A 14,339-nucleotide genomic window follows, 5' to 3' on the forward strand; every position below is an offset into this window, starting at 1 on the left:
TGCTGCTGTTACTGGCTGATCTGCTGCGCGAACACATCCGCGCCTTCAATGTACTGAACTACGTCACCCTGCGTGCGGTGATGGCGGCGCTGACGTCGCTGGCCATCTCGCTATGGATGGGCCCGTGGGTGATCAGCAAGCTCACCGAGCTGAAAGTGGGCCAGGCCGTACGCAAGGACGGCCCGCAAACCCACCTGGTGAAAACCGGCACCCCCACCATGGGCGGCACGCTGATCCTGCTGGCGATGACCGTCACCATGCTGCTGTGGGCCGACCTGTCCAACCAGTACGTGTGGCTGCTGCTGGCCGTGACGCTGGGTACCGGCGCGCTCGGTTTTTACGACGACTGGCGCAAGGTGGTGTTCAAAGACCCGAAAGGCGTGTCCGCCCGCTTCAAGATGGTATGGCAATCCACCATCGCCATCGCGGCCGGCATTTTCCTGATCACCACTGCCAAGCTGCCGGCGTCTACCGAGTTCATCGTGCCGTTCTTCAAGAACATCGTGTACCCGCTGGGCGGTATCGGTTTCTGCGTGCTGACGTACTTCGTGATCGTCGGCACCTCCAACTCGGTGAACCTCACCGACGGTCTGGACGGTCTGGCGGCGCTGCCGGTAGTGCTGGTGGCCGCCGGCCTGTCGATTTTTGCCTACGTGGCCGGCCATGCCGTGTTCTCCAAATACCTGGGCATGCCGTTTGTGCCGGGCGCACACGAGGTGGTGGTGTTCTGCGCCGCCATCTGCGGCGCCTGCCTCGGCTTCCTGTGGTTCAACGCCTACCCGGCACAGGTGTTCATGGGTGACGTTGGCGCGTTGGCGCTGGGTGCGGCACTGGGTACCGTGGCGGTGATCGTACGCCAGGAAATCGTGCTGCTGATCATGGGCGGCCTGTTCGTGATGGAAGCGCTGTCGGTGATGATCCAGGTGACCTCGTTCAAGCTCACCGGTAAGCGCGTGTTCCGCATGGCGCCGCTGCACCATCACTACGAGCTGAAGGGCTGGAAAGAAACCCAGGTGGTGGTCCGCTTCTGGATCGTCACCATGATGCTGGTGCTGGCCGGTCTGGCCACCCTGAAACTGCGTTAAGGAAACCACGTGATGCGTTTTGACAATCGCCACATCATCGTCATCGGCCTAGGCGACACCGGCGTTTCCGCCGCGCGCTGGCTGCTGGCGTATGGCGCGCGCGTCACCATCGCCGACAGCCGCGACAACCCCGCCAATGCGGCCAACGTGGCCGCCGAGCTGGGCGTGGCGCTGCGTCTGGGCGCTTTCGACGCCAACACCTTTGCCGACGCCGACATGCTGATGGTCAGCCCCGGCGTCAGCATCCGTACCCCGGCCATCGCCGATTTCGCCCGCCGTGGCGGCGAGGTGGTGGGCGACGTAGAACTGTGGGCGCGGGCCATCGCCGGTAGTGGCGCCAAGGTCATCGCCATTACCGGTTCCAACGGCAAAAGCACGGTCACCAGCCTGGTGGGCCACCTGTGCGAGGCTGCAGGTCTGGATACCATGGTGTGCGGCAACATCGGCTTGCCGGTACTGACCGCGCTGGCCGAGCGCGAAGCTGCCGGCAAACAGCCCGACGTGTGGGTGGTGGAGCTGTCCAGCTTCCAGCTGGAAACCACCAGCAGCCTGCGTGCCGACGCCGCCACGGTACTGAATATTTCCGAAGACCATCTGGATCGCTACCACGATCTGCTGGACTACGCGCACAGCAAGACCGCCATTTTTGCTGGTGACGGCGTGCAGGTGCTGAACCGCGACGACGTGTTCTGCCGCGCCATGGTGCGTGCCGGCCGTCCGCTGCGCTGGTTCTCACTGCGTGAGGCCACCGATTACGCGCTACAGCAACAAGACGGCCGCTACTTGCTGGCCATTGCCGGCCAGCCGGTGTTCGATAGCGCCGACATGCAGCTGCAAGGCTTGCACAATGCGGCCAACGCGCTGGCGGCGCTGGCGCTGACCGAAGCTATCGGTCTGCCGCGCGCGGCGCTGCTGGCGGCGCTGCGCAGCTTCCGTGGCCTGGCGCACCGTGTCGAGTTCGTCGACGAGTTCGGCGGCGTGATGTTCATCGATGATTCCAAGGGCACCAACGTCGGCGCCACCGAAGCGGCGCTGAACGGCATGACCCGCCCGGTAGTACTGATTGCCGGCGGTGACGGCAAAGGGCAGGACTTTACGCCGTTGGCACCAGCCTGCCAGCGTATCGCCCGTGCCGTGGTACTGATCGGTCGCGACGCCCCGGTCATCCGCGCCGCGCTGGCGGATAGCGCGGTGCCGCTGCACGACTGCGCCACGCTGGAGGACGCCACCCGTCTGGCTGCCCGCCTCGCGCAGGCCGGCGACGTGGTGCTGCTGTCGCCGGCGTGCGCCAGCCTGGACATGTTCCGTAACTATGCGCATCGCGCCCAGGTGTTCATCGACACCGTGGCCGCGGTCAAAACCGGAGACAAGGCCTGATGAGCAGCGTCAGCCGGCGTTATAATGTTGCCCCCATCACGGTGCTGGACGAAGCACTGATGTGGGCCATTGCGCTTTTGCTGTCCATCAGCCTGGTGATGGTGTATTCGGCGTCGATTGCCTATGCCGAGGCCGATGCGGCCACCAACAACCGCTACTTCTATTTGTTCCGCCACATGATCTTCATGACCATCGGCCTGGCCGGTGCGGCGATTACCTTCCAGGTGCCCACCAGCATCTGGCAGAAGTATGCGGGCAAGTTTTTCCTGTTTGCCGGTTTCCTGCTGGTGCTGGTGCTGATACCCGGCATCGGCAAGGTAGTGAACGGCTCGCGACGCTGGATCAACCTGTTTGTGCTCAACCTGCAGCCTTCCGAAGTGATGAAGCTGGCCGCCGTGATCTACGCCGCCGACTATACGGTGCGCAAGGCCGCCAAGTTGCACAGCTTCCGCGAAGGTTTTTTGCCGATCCTGATTGCCATCGTGGTGGTGGGCTTGTTGCTGCTGCTGGAGCCGGACTTTGGCGCGTTGATGGTGGTGATGTGCATCACCATGGGCATCGTGTTTCTGGGCGGCATCAATCTGCGCATCTTCGCAGGCCTGGCCGTGATGGCCGTATGTGCCATTGTGGTGCTGATTGTTGCTTCGCCATACCGGCTGAAGCGGGTACTGGGCTTTCTGGACCCATGGGATGACCCGTACGGCAAGGGTTACCAGCTCAGTCATTCGCTGATTGCCATCGGGCGCGGCGAGTGGTTCGGCGTTGGCCTGGGCAGCAGTGTGGAGAAGCTGTTCTATCTGCCGGAAGCGCATACCGACTTCATCATGGCGGTGATTTCGGAGGAGTTCGGCTTTGTCGGCATCTGTGCGGTGCTGGGCTTGTACGCCTGGATTGTACGGCGGGCCTTTCACATCGGCACCGAGTCCAAGCAGCTGGAACGCTATTACCAGGCGCTGGTGGCGCAGGGCATCGGCATCTGGCTGGGCATCCAGACCTTCTTCAACATCGGTGTGAACATGGGGCTGTTGCCAACCAAGGGCCTGACTTTGCCGCTGATGTCGTTCGGGGGCTCGGCCATGCTGTGCAATCTGGCCTCGCTGGCGGTGCTGTTGCGGGTGGATTACGAAAACCGGCGCGTGATGCGCGGGTTCAAGGTGTAGACGAACAAGTAGCGTTGTGGCCAGCGGTTGGCCGCAAGGCAATACCGGACAAGACGGGCAGTGTGCTCGTTAAACAAGAGAAGTGAAGTGATGGCAAAGCGTACGGTCATGGTGATGGCAGCAGGCACGGGTGGACACATCGTCCCCGGCATTGCCGTCGCACGTGAACTGGAAAGCCGCGGCTGGCAGGTAGTGTGGGTGGGTACCCAGCGCGGCATGGAAAACCGCCTGGTCCCGCCGACCGGTTTCGAGCTGATCCGTCTGGCCTTCCACGGCATTCGTGGCAAGGGCGCGCTGGGCTCGGTCAAGGGCGTGTTCCAACTGCTTACCGCCTTCCTGCGCAGCCTGGTGCTGATGTTCCAGTACCGCCCGGACGTGGTGCTGGGTATGGGCGGCTACGTCTGCCTGCCTACCGGCCTGGCCGCCGCGCTGCTGTGGAAGCCGCTGGTAATGGTGAATGCTGACGCCGGTTTGTTGCTGAGCAACAAGGCGCTACTGCCGTTCTGCGATCATCTGGCTTGCGGTTTCGATGGCGAAGCCGCGCGCAGCGTGAAGCAGTCGGTGGTGACCGGCAACCCGGTACGCCGCGAGATCGAGGCCTTGCCGGAACCGGCAGCGCGTTTTGCCGGTCGCAGCGGGCCGCTGCAAGTGCTGGTAGTGGGTGGCAGCCTGGGCGCCAAGGTACTGAACGACACCTTGCCGGCGGCGCTGGCTTTGTTGCCGGTCGAACAACGCCCGCAGCTGGTACACCAGACCGGCGAGAAGAATTTTGCTGCGGTGCAGGCTGCTTATCAGGCCGCCGGCCTGGAGGTTGGCCGCGACGTAACCTTGCTGCCGTTTATCGATGACATGCCGGCGCGTCTGGCGGCTTGCGACGTGATCGTGTGCCGTGCCGGCGCCATCACCGTCAGCGAGCTGTGCGCCGCCGGCGTCGCCAGCGTGCTGGTACCGCTGGTGGTTTCCACCACGTCGCACCAGCGTGACAACGCAGCGTGGATGGCCGCCGCTGGCGCCGCCATCCACCTGCCGCAACAAGACATGAACCCGACGCAGCTGGCCAAGCTGCTGGCCGGGCTGGACCGCGGCCAACTGCAGCAGTTGGCTACCACGGCAAGAACACTGGCCAAACCCGGTGCCGCAGCGGCAGTTGCCGACCTGTGCCAGGGCCTGGCCGACCAGGACTGAGACGCTGCCTGTGACGGGCAGCCGGTAGGAAAAGACGATGAAACATAGAGTCAAACACATTCACTTTGTCGGGATCGGCGGCGTCGGCATGTGCGGCATTGCCGAGGTGCTGCTGAATCTGGGCTACACCGTGTCCGGTTCCGATATGGCCGACAACGCGGCCACCAAGCGCCTGGCCGAGCAGGGCGCGCACATCTACTTTGGCCACGACGCGACCTATATCAAGGGTGCCGACGTGGTAGTCACCTCCACCGCGGTGAAGGCGGACAACCCGGAAGTACGCGAAGCCCAGCAGAACCACATCCCGGTCATCCCGCGCGCGATGATGCTGGCCGAGCTGATGCGCTTCAAACAGGGCATTGCCATTGCCGGTACCCACGGCAAGACCACCACCACCAGCCTGACGGCGTCGGTGCTGGGCGCGGCCGGCCTGGACCCGACCTTCGTGATTGGCGGCAAGCTGACCGCAGCCGGCACCAACGCCCGTCTGGGTAGTGGCGAGTACCTGGTGGCCGAGGCCGACGAATCGGACGCGTCTTTCCTGTACCTGCAGCCGGTGATGGCGGTGGTGACCAATATCGACGCCGACCACATGGACACCTACGACCACAGCTTCGACAAGCTGAAGCAGGCGTTCGTGGACTTCATCCACCACCTGCCGTTCTACGGCCGTGCCGTGCTGTGCGTGGACGACGAGCACGTGCGCAGCATCGTGCCGCAGCTGAAAAAGCCGGTGACTACCTACGGTCTGGACGATAGCGCCGATGTACATGCGGCCAACGTGGTAGCCGACGCCGGCCGTATGCATTTCGACGTGGTGGTGAAGGCCGACGGCCTGCGCTTCCCGGTCACCCTCAACATGCCAGGCCGCCACAACGTGCTGAATGCGCTGGCCGCCACCGCCATCGGCCTGGAGTGCGGTGCCGACATCAACGCCATCCAGAAAGGCCTGGCCGAGTTTGCCGGCGTGGGCCGCCGCTTCCAGCGCTACGGCGAGCTGCCGGCCAAGGACGGCGGCAGCTACACACTGATCGACGACTACGGCCACCACCCGGTAGAAATGGCGGCCACGTTGGCCGCCGTGCGCGGCGCCTTCCCGGACAAGCGCCTGGTATTGGCGTTCCAGCCGCACCGCTACAGCCGTACCCGTGACCTGTTTGAAGACTTCGTCAAAGTGCTGGGCCGTGTCGATGCGCTGCTGCTGGCCGAGGTATACGCCGCCGGCGAGGCGCCGATCGTGGCGGCCGACGGCCGCGCGCTGACCCGCGCCGTGCGCGTAGGCGGCAAGGTGGAACCGCTGTTTGTCGAGCAGATTACCGACATGCAGCAAGCCATTACCGATATGGCCAGGGACGGCGACGTGGTAATCACCATGGGTGCCGGTTCGATTGGTGGTATTCCCGCCAAGCTGGTAGCGGCCGCCAAGGCCTGACACAACGTGTCGCCGTCCCGCCGGGGCGGCAGTGAGGACAGCATGAAGCAGTTTGGCAAAGTAGCAGTAATGATGGGTGGCAGCTCCGCCGAGCGCGAAGTGTCGCTGATGAGCGGTAACGGCGTGTTGGCCGCACTGCGCAGCAAGGGCGTGGACGCCCATCCGTTCGACCCGGCGGAAAAGCCGCTTGGCGCGCTGAAAGACGAGGGCTTTGCCCGTGTGTTCAACATCCTGCATGGCCCGTTCGGTGAAGACGGCACGCTGCAAGGCGCGCTGGAAGCACTGGGCATGCCGTACACCGGTTGTGGCGTGATGGCATCGGCCATCTGCATGGATAAATGGCGTACCAAGCTGCTGTGGAAGGGTGCCGGGCTGCCGATTCCGGCGTTCGAGCTGTTGAGCGACGACAGCGATTTCGACGCCATCGAACAACAACTTGGGCTGCCGATTTTCGTGAAGCCGTCCACCGAAGGCTCCAGCATCGGTGTGACCAAGGTAAAAACGCACGGTGGCCTGAAGGCCGCGTACGAAGAAGCGCGCCAATACGACAGCATCGTGATCGCCGAGCAGTTTATCGGAGGGGGCGAGTACACCTGTGCCGTGATCGACGGCCAGGCCTACCCCACCATCAAGATCGAGCCAGCAACCGAGTACTACGACTATCAGGCCAAGTACTTCCGCGATGACACGGTTTACCGCTGCCCGTCCGGCCTGAGCGATGTGCTGGAAGCGCGCGCGCGTAGCCTGGCGCTGCAGGCGTTCAAGGTACTTGGTTGCCAGGGCTGGGCACGTATCGACTTCCTGATGGACGAGCAGGGCGGTATCTACCTGCTGGAAGCCAATACCAACCCCGGCATGACCAGCCACAGCCTGGTACCGATGGCGGCACGGGCAGAAGGTTTGAGCTATGAGGACCTGTGCGTGAAGGTGCTGGCTGCCGCTCATGTGGGATAACCATGCTGTATTGCGGGCCATCGCCAACTTGTTGCTGACGGCCTCGCTGCTGATGTTGTTGTACGCCGGCGGGTATTGGGTGACGCATTCGCCACTGTTTCCGGTGAAGCGCATTCACCTCAGTGGCCAGGTAGCCAAGGTGACGCCGGTGCAGTTGAAGTACATCGCGCAGAACGAGTTGAGCGGCACGTTCTTCACGCTGGATATCAACAAGACGCGACAGGCTTTCGAGAAGCTGCCGTGGGTGGATGAGGTACAGGTGCGGCGTGCCTGGCCGGACCGGCTGGATATCACGGTCAGCGAACACGTGGCGCTGGCACGCTGGGGGGATCAGGGGCTGATCAGCACCCGGGCGCGTTGGTTCGATGCCGCTAGCGACCAGCCGCTGCCGGTGCTGTTCGGGCCGGCGGCAAGCGAGAAGGAGATGACGCAGGCACTGCAGGACTTCCGGCAGCGTCTGCAGCCCGCCAGATTGCAGCCGATACGGCTGTGGCTGACCGAGCGGCGGGCCTGGAAGATGGAACTGGATAACGGGGTAGTGCTGGAGTTGGGTCGCGGCCCGGTAGGCGAGCGCTTGTCGCGCTTTGTCGAACACTGGCCACGCAGCCTGGCAACCTTGCCATACCGCATCACGTATGTGGATTTGCGCTACCCCAATGGATTCGCTGTGCGGATGCCCGATTACAAGGCACCGCCTACGGCAGCAAACAAGCTTTAAGCGTTGGAGCGACAGGTGAGCAAACCTAAGGAAAGCAAAAACATGCTGGTGGGCCTGGATATCGGCACCTCGAAGATCGTCGCGATCGTCGCCGAAGTGCTGGAAGAAGGCCGCCTGAACATCATCGGTATGGGCCAGGTGCCCTCGCGTGGTCTGAAGCGCGGCATGGTGGTGAATATCGAATCTACCGTGCAGGCCATCCAGCGTGCGCTGGAAGAAGCGCAGCTGATGGCCGACTGCAAGATCAACGAGGTGTACACCGGCATCGCGGGCAGCCACATCAAGGGCGTGAATTCACACGGCATGGTGGCGATCAAGGACCGTGAGGTGACCCAGGCCGATATCGACCGCGTGATCGAGACGGCGCGTGCGGTGTCGATCCCGCCTGATCACCAGGTACTGCACATCCTGACCCAGGAATTCAGCATTGACGGTCAGGAGGGCGTGCGCGAGCCGCTGGGCATGAGTGGCGTACGGCTGGAAGCCAAGGTGCACATCGTGACCGGCGCCATTTCGGCCGCGCAGAACGTGGCCAAGTGTGTACGTCGCTGCGGCCTGGAAGTGTCCGACCTGGTGTTGCAGCCGATGGCCAGCGCCACTGCAGTGCTGTCCGAGGATGAGAAAGAACTGGGCGTGTGCCTGATCGATATCGGTGGTGGCACCACCGATATCGCGGTGTACGTCAACGGCGCCATCCGCCACACGGCGGTGATTCCGATTGCCGGTGACCAGATCACCAACGATATCGCCATGGCGCTGCGCACCCCGACCAAGGAAGCCGAAGACATCAAGATTCAGCATGGTGTGGCGCTGGTGGGCATGGCCGACCCGGCGCAGATGATCGAGGTGCCGGGCGTAGGCGAGCGCGGCCCGCGCCAGATGTCGCGTGCCACGCTGGCCGAGGTGATCGAGCCGCGCGTGGAAGAGCTGTTCCAGTTGGTGCAGCAGGAGCTGCGCCGCAGCGGTTTTGAAGAAATGTCCACTGGCATCGTGATTACCGGTGGTGCCAGCCTGATGCCGGGCATGGTGGAGCTGGCTGAAGAAGTGTTCCACCTGCCGGTGCGTATCGGCGTACCCAAGTACGTCGGCGGCCTGGCAGAGGTAGTGAAGAATCCGCGGTTCTCGACCGGGGTGGGTCTGCTGCTGTACGGCAAAGACCAGATGACGCCTGGCGTTGGCCAGAAGGTCGAGACCGCAGGCGTAGGTCAGATGTTTCAACGTATGAAGGCTTGGTTTGCCGGTAATTTCTAAGGCAAGGGCGGATATTCCGACAACAGCTCATCTTTTTACAGGAGAGGAAAAATGAGCGGCATGGTATTTGAGGTAATGCAGGAGACCGCCAGTGAGGCGGTCATCAAGGTGATCGGTGTCGGCGGTGGCGGCTGCAACGCCATCGACAACATGATCAGCAGCCAGGTGCAAGGCGTGGAATTCATCTGCGCCAATACCGACGCGCAGGCGCTGAAGCGCAACCGTGCGCCGCAAAAGCTGCAGCTGGGTACCAACCTGACCAAGGGCCTGGGCGCGGGTGCCAACCCGGACACCGGTCGCAATGCCGCGCTGGAAGACCGCGAACGCATCGCCGAGATGCTGCGCGGCGCCAACATGGTGTTCGTGACTGCCGGCATGGGTGGCGGTACCGGTACCGGTGCCGCCCCGGTGGTGGCTGAAGTGGCCAAGGAACTGGGCATCCTGACCGTGGGCGTGGTGACCCGTCCGTTCGAACACGAAGGCAAGCGCCTGCGTGTGGCCGGTGATGGTATCGAGCTGCTGAAAAAGCACGTGGATTCGTTGATCGTGATCCCCAACGAAAAGCTGATGGCGGTGCTGGGTGAAGACGTCACCATGCGCGAAGCCTTCCGTGCGGCCGACGATGTGCTGAAAGGCGCAGTAGCCGGTATTTCCGAAGTGATCACTTGTCCTGGCCTGATCAACGTCGACTTTGCCGACGTGCGCGCAGTGATGAGCGAAATGGGCCTGGCGATGATGGGTTCCGCTTTTGCCTCCGGTATCGACCGTGCCCGTGTGGCCGCCGAGCAGGCCGTGGCCAGCCCGCTGCTGGACAACATCACGCTGGAAGGTGCGCGTGGTGTGCTGGTGAACATCTCCACCGCGCCGGGCTGCCTGAAGATGAGCGAATACCGCGAAATCATGAGCATCATCCGTCAGTACGCGGACGAAGATGCGCAGGTGAAATTCGGTACTGCCGAGGTGGAAGACATTCCGGAAGACACCATCCGCGTGACGCTGATTGCTACCGGCCTGGGCCAGAAGCCGACCAGCAGCCGCGACGAGCGTCCGGACTACATCAAGATCGTGAAAACCGGTACCGACAACATCGGTATGGAGGTGGACTTCAACGACCTGAACACGCCAGCCGTGATGCGTAACCGTGGCCGTCGTGCGCCGGTTTCCACCGATTTTTCGGATCCGGAAGTAAGCGAGTCGTACGACATTCCGGCGTTCCTGCGTAAACAGGCAGATTGATAGCGGAGGGCAATTGACTGCGGTTGCTTAATCAATCGGCTGCATGGTGAGCCTATGCTAAACTGTGCACAGTCAATTTGTCCGGAAGCGCATCATGATCTTGCAACGCACGCTGAAACAGGCCATCAGCGCCACCGGTGTCGGTTTGCATTCAGGTGAGCGGGTCAAGCTGACCCTGCACCCGGCTGCACCGGATACCGGCATTGTGTTCCGCCGCACCGACCTGCCCGCGCAGGACGAGGTGGCGGTACGGCCTGCGCTCGTGAACGACACGCGCCTCTCCTCGACACTGGTCACCGAGACCGGTGTGCGTGTCGGCACGATCGAACACCTGATGTCCGCTTTTGCAGGGCTGGGCATCGATAACGTGATTGTGGATGTGACCGGTGCCGAAATGCCCATCATGGATGGCTCGTCGGCACCGTTCATCTTCCTGCTGCAGACGGCGGGCATCGAGGAACAGACCGCTGCCAAGAAATTCATCCGGGTCAAGCAGCCGGTGGAAGTGATCGAAGGCGACAAGTGGGTACGGCTGGACCCGCACGAAGGCTTTAGCGTGCAGCTGTCGATCGAATTCAACCACCCGGCGTTCAACCGTGCCCCGCAGACGGTGAGTGTCGACTTTGCCCGTCATTCCTATATCGAGGAAATCAGCCGGGCGCGTACTTTCGGCTTCATGCACGAAGTGGAGTACATGCGCAGCCACGGCCTGGGCCGCGGCGGTAACCTCAACAACGCCATCGTGATCGACGACGAGTACGTACTGAACCCGGAGGGTCTGCGTTTTCCGGACGAGTTCGTGCGGCACAAGATTCTGGATGCCATTGGCGATCTGTACATCGTGGGCCACCCGCTGATCGCCGCGTTCAGCGGTCATAAGTCCGGCCACGCGATGAACAACAAGCTGTTGCGGGTGATGCTGGACAACCCTGACAGCTGGGAATTTGTCACCTTCGATAACCCCGAGGATGCACCCAGCAGTTTTCATCGCTTACCCGAGCTGGCCTGACGCGAATCATGAAAAAAACCGTGCGGATGCACGGTTTTGAGATTGCAGATAAACCCTATTTGCTATGCAAACAGGGTTTGTTTTGTCAAACAGGAAGGCTGCGGATTCAAGTACTGCTGTGGTGTGGCTCGACTTTACCGGGGCCGGCCAGATATTGGTCGGTACGTTGTCAGCAGCCTTAAAACCGTGCGGATGCACGTTTTTTTTATCATCCGCTTACTTGCGAATCGGCTCTATTTTGGCAGGCGGGGCTGCGCGGCTGGCCTTGGCCAGATTGGCTTGCAGCTCTTCGGCAGTCAATGGCGGCGTATTATCGGGGCACAGTGCCTGTACCACGGTTTTCATGGCCAGATGGTTGCGGTCCAGCTTGCGCCACTCGGTACGCTTGGACTCGATCCAGCGCTTGTTGACACTGTCGCCATAGGCATAGCTGCGCTGGGTACGCTCGGCGCAATGCACACCTTCATGGCTGATGTTTTCGATACCGCTGCTGCTGAGTTGCAGCAGACTGAAGCGCACGGTGCGGTCATCGGCCAGGCGCAAGGTCTGGCGGTCGATGAAGAGTTGACCTTTTATGGTCACTGGCTTGTCCAGCTCTACCCAGTCCCACGCACCAAAGGCCGGAAGTGCCAGCTCTTGTTCTTTCCATGGCCCTTCATCGATGTAGTTGTGCTTGCGCTCTCGGCCTTTACCAGAGAGATCGGCATGCGCCAGGTTGGCCGCACACAGCAGCCCCAGAAGTATGAAACGGGTTTTCACGATGGATTCCTGAGTTGTCCAATACGGAGCAGATGACGGCGACGGCCACTCTCGCGGCCGCCAATGCCATAGCTCACTTCGGTAAAACTGACATCGCCACGGGCGGAAACGTTCACCACGCTGCTGCAGCGAGTGCCGTAGTCGCGGCCAACAATGAAGACCGGCGACAGCATTTTCTCTAGCGCCGAGCCAACGCCGGTATTGGGCAGCTGTTCCGGTGGCGCCTGTTCCGGGTTCATCAGCCAGGGCAGTACTTCGGCTTCGACGGGCGGGCGTTTGAGGGTGCCCAGCTTGCTGCGCAGTTGCTCGCTTTTGTACCAGCGGGTATCCATGTCGGCGTTGGACAGCACGTGAATGCCCGGTGCGATGCGGTTTAACGCCCGCGTGCGGCTGTTGAAGTGCAGCAGGTCACCCACCGGTCCGAATATCAGGTTGAACGGGCCATAGTTGGCCGCGTTGTCTTTCAGCCAGGCGGCGAAGGCCAGCGGGTCTTCGTCGCCGCTGACAAAACGCTGTACCAGCTCGCCGCGCGAGCGCGCTGCGGGGGTGGCACGGCCTTCGCGAATATGGGTAATGGCGGCAAAGCGGCCACGGGTATCGATGGCCAGCCAGCTGCCGCCGGCTTGCAGGTCGCGGCCGCCCAGCACCTGCGGATAGTCTGGCCAGAAGTCTAGCGCCAGGGCAGGGCGGGCGTAGTATTCGTCGCGGTTGGCCAGCAGGCACAGCGGACCCAGCGCGGGCGTCTTGTAGGCAAAAGCGATGATGCACATGTGCTGTTCTTGGGCATTTGGCCCAAGGCCCTTAAAATAACGGTTTGATTGTAACCGCTCTACGCCTGGAGGATGAGTGTATGCAGCCAGATATCGCGCTGGATCTGTCCGGTTTGAATTGCCCCCTGCCTATCCTGCGCGCCAAGAAAGCCCTGGCTACCATGGAAAGCGGCACCGTATTGTCGGTGCTGGCCACTGACCCGGGCGCGCCCAAAGATTTCGAAGCCTTCTGCCGCCAGACCGGCAATGCACTGCTGGAATCCAGCGTGCGCGACGATGGGCGCTTTGCGCTGCTGATCCGTCGCAAATGAACTGCAGGCGCCGTTGACGGCGCCTTTTCTTTATCTTGATGATTGCATAAGGTCGAACAATGAAACTTACCATTACCCGCCCCGACGACTGGCACTTGCACGTACGCGACGGCGCTGCGCTGGCTGCCGTACTGCCCGATACCTGCCGCCAGATGGGCCGCGCCATCATCATGCCCAACCTGAAACCGCCGGTCACGACCGTAGAGATGGCGGCCGCCTACCGCGAGCGCATTCTGGCCGCCCGCCCGGCGGGCAGTACCTTTGAGCCGCTGATGACGCTGTACCTGACCGAGGCCACCACTGCTGATGAAGTACGCAAGGCCAAGGCCAGCGGCTTCGTGCACGGTATCAAGTTGTACCCGGCCGGCGCTACCACCAACTCCGACGCTGGTGTGCGTGATGTGAACAATGCCATGGTGGCGCTTGAAGCCATGGCCGAGGTGGGCATGCCGCTGCTGGTGCATGGAGAAGTCACCGACCCGGCCGTGGATGTATTCGACCGCGAAGCGGTGTTCATCGATACCGTATTCGAGCCGCTGCTGAAACGCTTGCCCGGCTTGCGCGTGGTGTTCGAACACATCACAACCCGCCAGGCCGCCGAGTACGTGGCCAGCGCCGGTGACAATATTGCCGCCACCATCACCGCCCATCACCTGCTGATGAACCGCAATGCTCTGTTTACCGGCGGTATCCGCCCGCACCATTACTGCCTGCCGGTGCTCAAGCGTGAAAGCCACCGCGAAGCCTTGTTGGCCGCTGCTACCAGCGGTAGCAAGAAATTCTTCCTCGGCACCGACAGTGCGCCGCATGCGCGCCATACCAAGGAAAACGCCTGCGGCTGTGCCGGCATGTACACCGCCAATGCCGCTATCGAGTTGTACGCCGAGGCATTTGACGCTGCTGGTGCGCTGGACAAGCTGGAAGCGTTTGCCAGTTTCAACGGGCCTGACTTTTATCAACTGCCGCGCAACACCGATACCCTAAGCTTGGTACGCGAGCCATGGCAGGTACCGGCCTCGCTGACCTACGGTAACGACGAACTGATCCCACTGCGGGCGGAGGAGTATGTGCAATGGCGATGCGTGCCATGAG

General features: G+C 62.2%; 14 protein-coding genes. 12 read left to right on the forward strand and 2 right to left on the reverse strand.

The window, feature by feature from the left end; translation table 11 throughout:
- Positions 1–2 precede the first annotated feature (2 nt).
- The 10 genes from mraY (at position 3) to lpxC (ending at position 11,407) form a co-directional block, all read left to right on the forward strand.
- Positions 3–1,085: a phospho-N-acetylmuramoyl-pentapeptide-transferase gene (gene mraY, locus FLQ03_RS12125; RefSeq protein ID WP_420855661.1), complete on the forward strand. Its 1,083-nt coding sequence runs from the start codon at positions 3–5 to the stop codon at positions 1,083–1,085.
- Positions 1,086–1,097: 12 nt separating this feature from the next.
- On the forward strand, positions 1,098–2,462 hold the full coding sequence (gene murD / locus FLQ03_RS12130; protein WP_144370994.1) for a UDP-N-acetylmuramoyl-L-alanine--D-glutamate ligase: 1,365 nt from the start codon (positions 1,098–1,100) through the stop codon (positions 2,460–2,462).
- A complete protein-coding gene (gene ftsW, locus FLQ03_RS12135; RefSeq protein ID WP_144370995.1) occupies positions 2,462–3,622 on the forward strand; it encodes a putative lipid II flippase FtsW in 1,161 nt (386 codons plus the stop codon). The genes murD and ftsW overlap by 1 nt, the downstream gene beginning before the upstream one ends.
- Before the next feature lie 90 nt (positions 3,623–3,712).
- Positions 3,713–4,807, forward strand: a complete 1,095-nt coding sequence (gene murG / locus FLQ03_RS12140) for an undecaprenyldiphospho-muramoylpentapeptide beta-N-acetylglucosaminyltransferase (protein WP_144370996.1) — start codon at positions 3,713–3,715, stop codon at positions 4,805–4,807.
- Positions 4,808–4,844: 37 nt separating this feature from the next.
- A complete protein-coding gene (murC, locus tag FLQ03_RS12145; RefSeq protein ID WP_144370997.1) occupies positions 4,845–6,239 on the forward strand; it encodes a UDP-N-acetylmuramate--L-alanine ligase in 1,395 nt (464 codons plus the stop codon).
- A 42-nt stretch (positions 6,240–6,281) separates the two neighbouring features.
- Positions 6,282–7,193 (forward strand): D-alanine--D-alanine ligase, encoded by a 912-nt coding sequence (locus tag FLQ03_RS12150; RefSeq protein ID WP_144370998.1) that lies wholly within the window; start codon positions 6,282–6,284, stop codon positions 7,191–7,193.
- Entirely contained in the window at positions 7,183–7,911 is a 729-nt protein-coding gene (locus tag FLQ03_RS12155) for a cell division protein FtsQ/DivIB (protein ID WP_144370999.1), read from the forward strand. The genes FLQ03_RS12150 and FLQ03_RS12155 overlap by 11 nt, the downstream gene beginning before the upstream one ends.
- 15 nt (positions 7,912–7,926) lie before the next feature.
- On the forward strand, positions 7,927–9,162 hold the full coding sequence (ftsA, locus tag FLQ03_RS12160) for a cell division protein FtsA (protein WP_144371000.1): 1,236 nt from the start codon (positions 7,927–7,929) through the stop codon (positions 9,160–9,162).
- A 51-nt stretch (positions 9,163–9,213) separates the two neighbouring features.
- Positions 9,214–10,398 (forward strand): cell division protein FtsZ, encoded by a 1,185-nt coding sequence (gene ftsZ / locus FLQ03_RS12165; RefSeq protein WP_144371001.1) that lies wholly within the window; start codon positions 9,214–9,216, stop codon positions 10,396–10,398.
- 97 nt (positions 10,399–10,495) lie between these two features.
- Positions 10,496–11,407: a UDP-3-O-acyl-N-acetylglucosamine deacetylase gene (gene lpxC / locus FLQ03_RS12170; protein ID WP_170252407.1), complete on the forward strand. Its 912-nt coding sequence runs from the start codon at positions 10,496–10,498 to the stop codon at positions 11,405–11,407.
- A gap of 216 nt (positions 11,408–11,623) precedes the next feature.
- Here the strand turns inward: lpxC and FLQ03_RS12175 are convergent, their stop codons facing one another.
- Both FLQ03_RS12175 and FLQ03_RS12180 read right to left on the reverse strand, forming a co-directional pair.
- Complete coding sequence (locus FLQ03_RS12175) at positions 11,624–12,166, reverse strand: CNP1-like family protein (RefSeq protein ID WP_170252401.1); 543 nt, start codon at positions 12,164–12,166, stop codon at positions 11,624–11,626.
- The gene (locus tag FLQ03_RS12180) at positions 12,163–12,936 is read right to left on the reverse strand and encodes an NRDE family protein (protein ID WP_144371004.1); all 774 of its coding nucleotides are present in this window, start codon (positions 12,934–12,936) and stop codon (positions 12,163–12,165) included. The genes FLQ03_RS12175 and FLQ03_RS12180 overlap by 4 nt, the downstream gene beginning before the upstream one ends.
- 80 nt (positions 12,937–13,016) lie before the next feature.
- Between FLQ03_RS12180 and FLQ03_RS12185 the strand changes: the two genes are divergently transcribed.
- Positions 13,017–13,247 (forward strand): sulfurtransferase TusA family protein, encoded by a 231-nt coding sequence (locus FLQ03_RS12185; RefSeq protein WP_144371005.1) that lies wholly within the window; start codon positions 13,017–13,019, stop codon positions 13,245–13,247.
- Positions 13,248–13,306: 59 nt separating this feature from the next.
- Complete coding sequence (gene pyrC / locus FLQ03_RS12190) at positions 13,307–14,338, forward strand: dihydroorotase (RefSeq protein WP_144371006.1); 1,032 nt, start codon at positions 13,307–13,309, stop codon at positions 14,336–14,338.
- Position 14,339: the final 1 nt, after the last annotated feature.

The sequence above is a fragment of the Vogesella urethralis genome, assembly GCF_007644045.2.
GTDB classification, from domain to species: Bacteria; Pseudomonadota; Gammaproteobacteria; order Burkholderiales; family Chromobacteriaceae; genus Vogesella; species Vogesella urethralis.

Coding starts and splice junctions, on each gene's coding strand:
- murD (WP_144370994.1), top strand. CDS start 1,098: ATGCGTTTTGACAATCGCCACATCATCGTCATCGGCCTAGGCGACACC.
- ftsW (WP_144370995.1), top strand. CDS start 2,462: ATGAGCAGCGTCAGCCGGCGTTATAATGTTGCCCCCATCACGGTGCTG.
- murG (WP_144370996.1), top strand. CDS start 3,713: ATGGCAAAGCGTACGGTCATGGTGATGGCAGCAGGCACGGGTGGACAC.
- murC (WP_144370997.1), top strand. CDS start 4,845: ATGAAACATAGAGTCAAACACATTCACTTTGTCGGGATCGGCGGCGTC.
- FLQ03_RS12150 (WP_144370998.1), top strand. CDS start 6,282: ATGAAGCAGTTTGGCAAAGTAGCAGTAATGATGGGTGGCAGCTCCGCC.
- FLQ03_RS12155 (WP_144370999.1), top strand. CDS start 7,183: ATGTGGGATAACCATGCTGTATTGCGGGCCATCGCCAACTTGTTGCTG.
- ftsZ (WP_144371001.1), top strand. CDS start 9,214: ATGAGCGGCATGGTATTTGAGGTAATGCAGGAGACCGCCAGTGAGGCG.
- FLQ03_RS12180 (WP_144371004.1), bottom strand. CDS start 12,936: ATGTGCATCATCGCTTTTGCCTACAAGACGCCCGCGCTGGGTCCGCTG.
- FLQ03_RS12185 (WP_144371005.1), top strand. CDS start 13,017: ATGCAGCCAGATATCGCGCTGGATCTGTCCGGTTTGAATTGCCCCCTG.
- pyrC (WP_144371006.1), top strand. CDS start 13,307: ATGAAACTTACCATTACCCGCCCCGACGACTGGCACTTGCACGTACGC.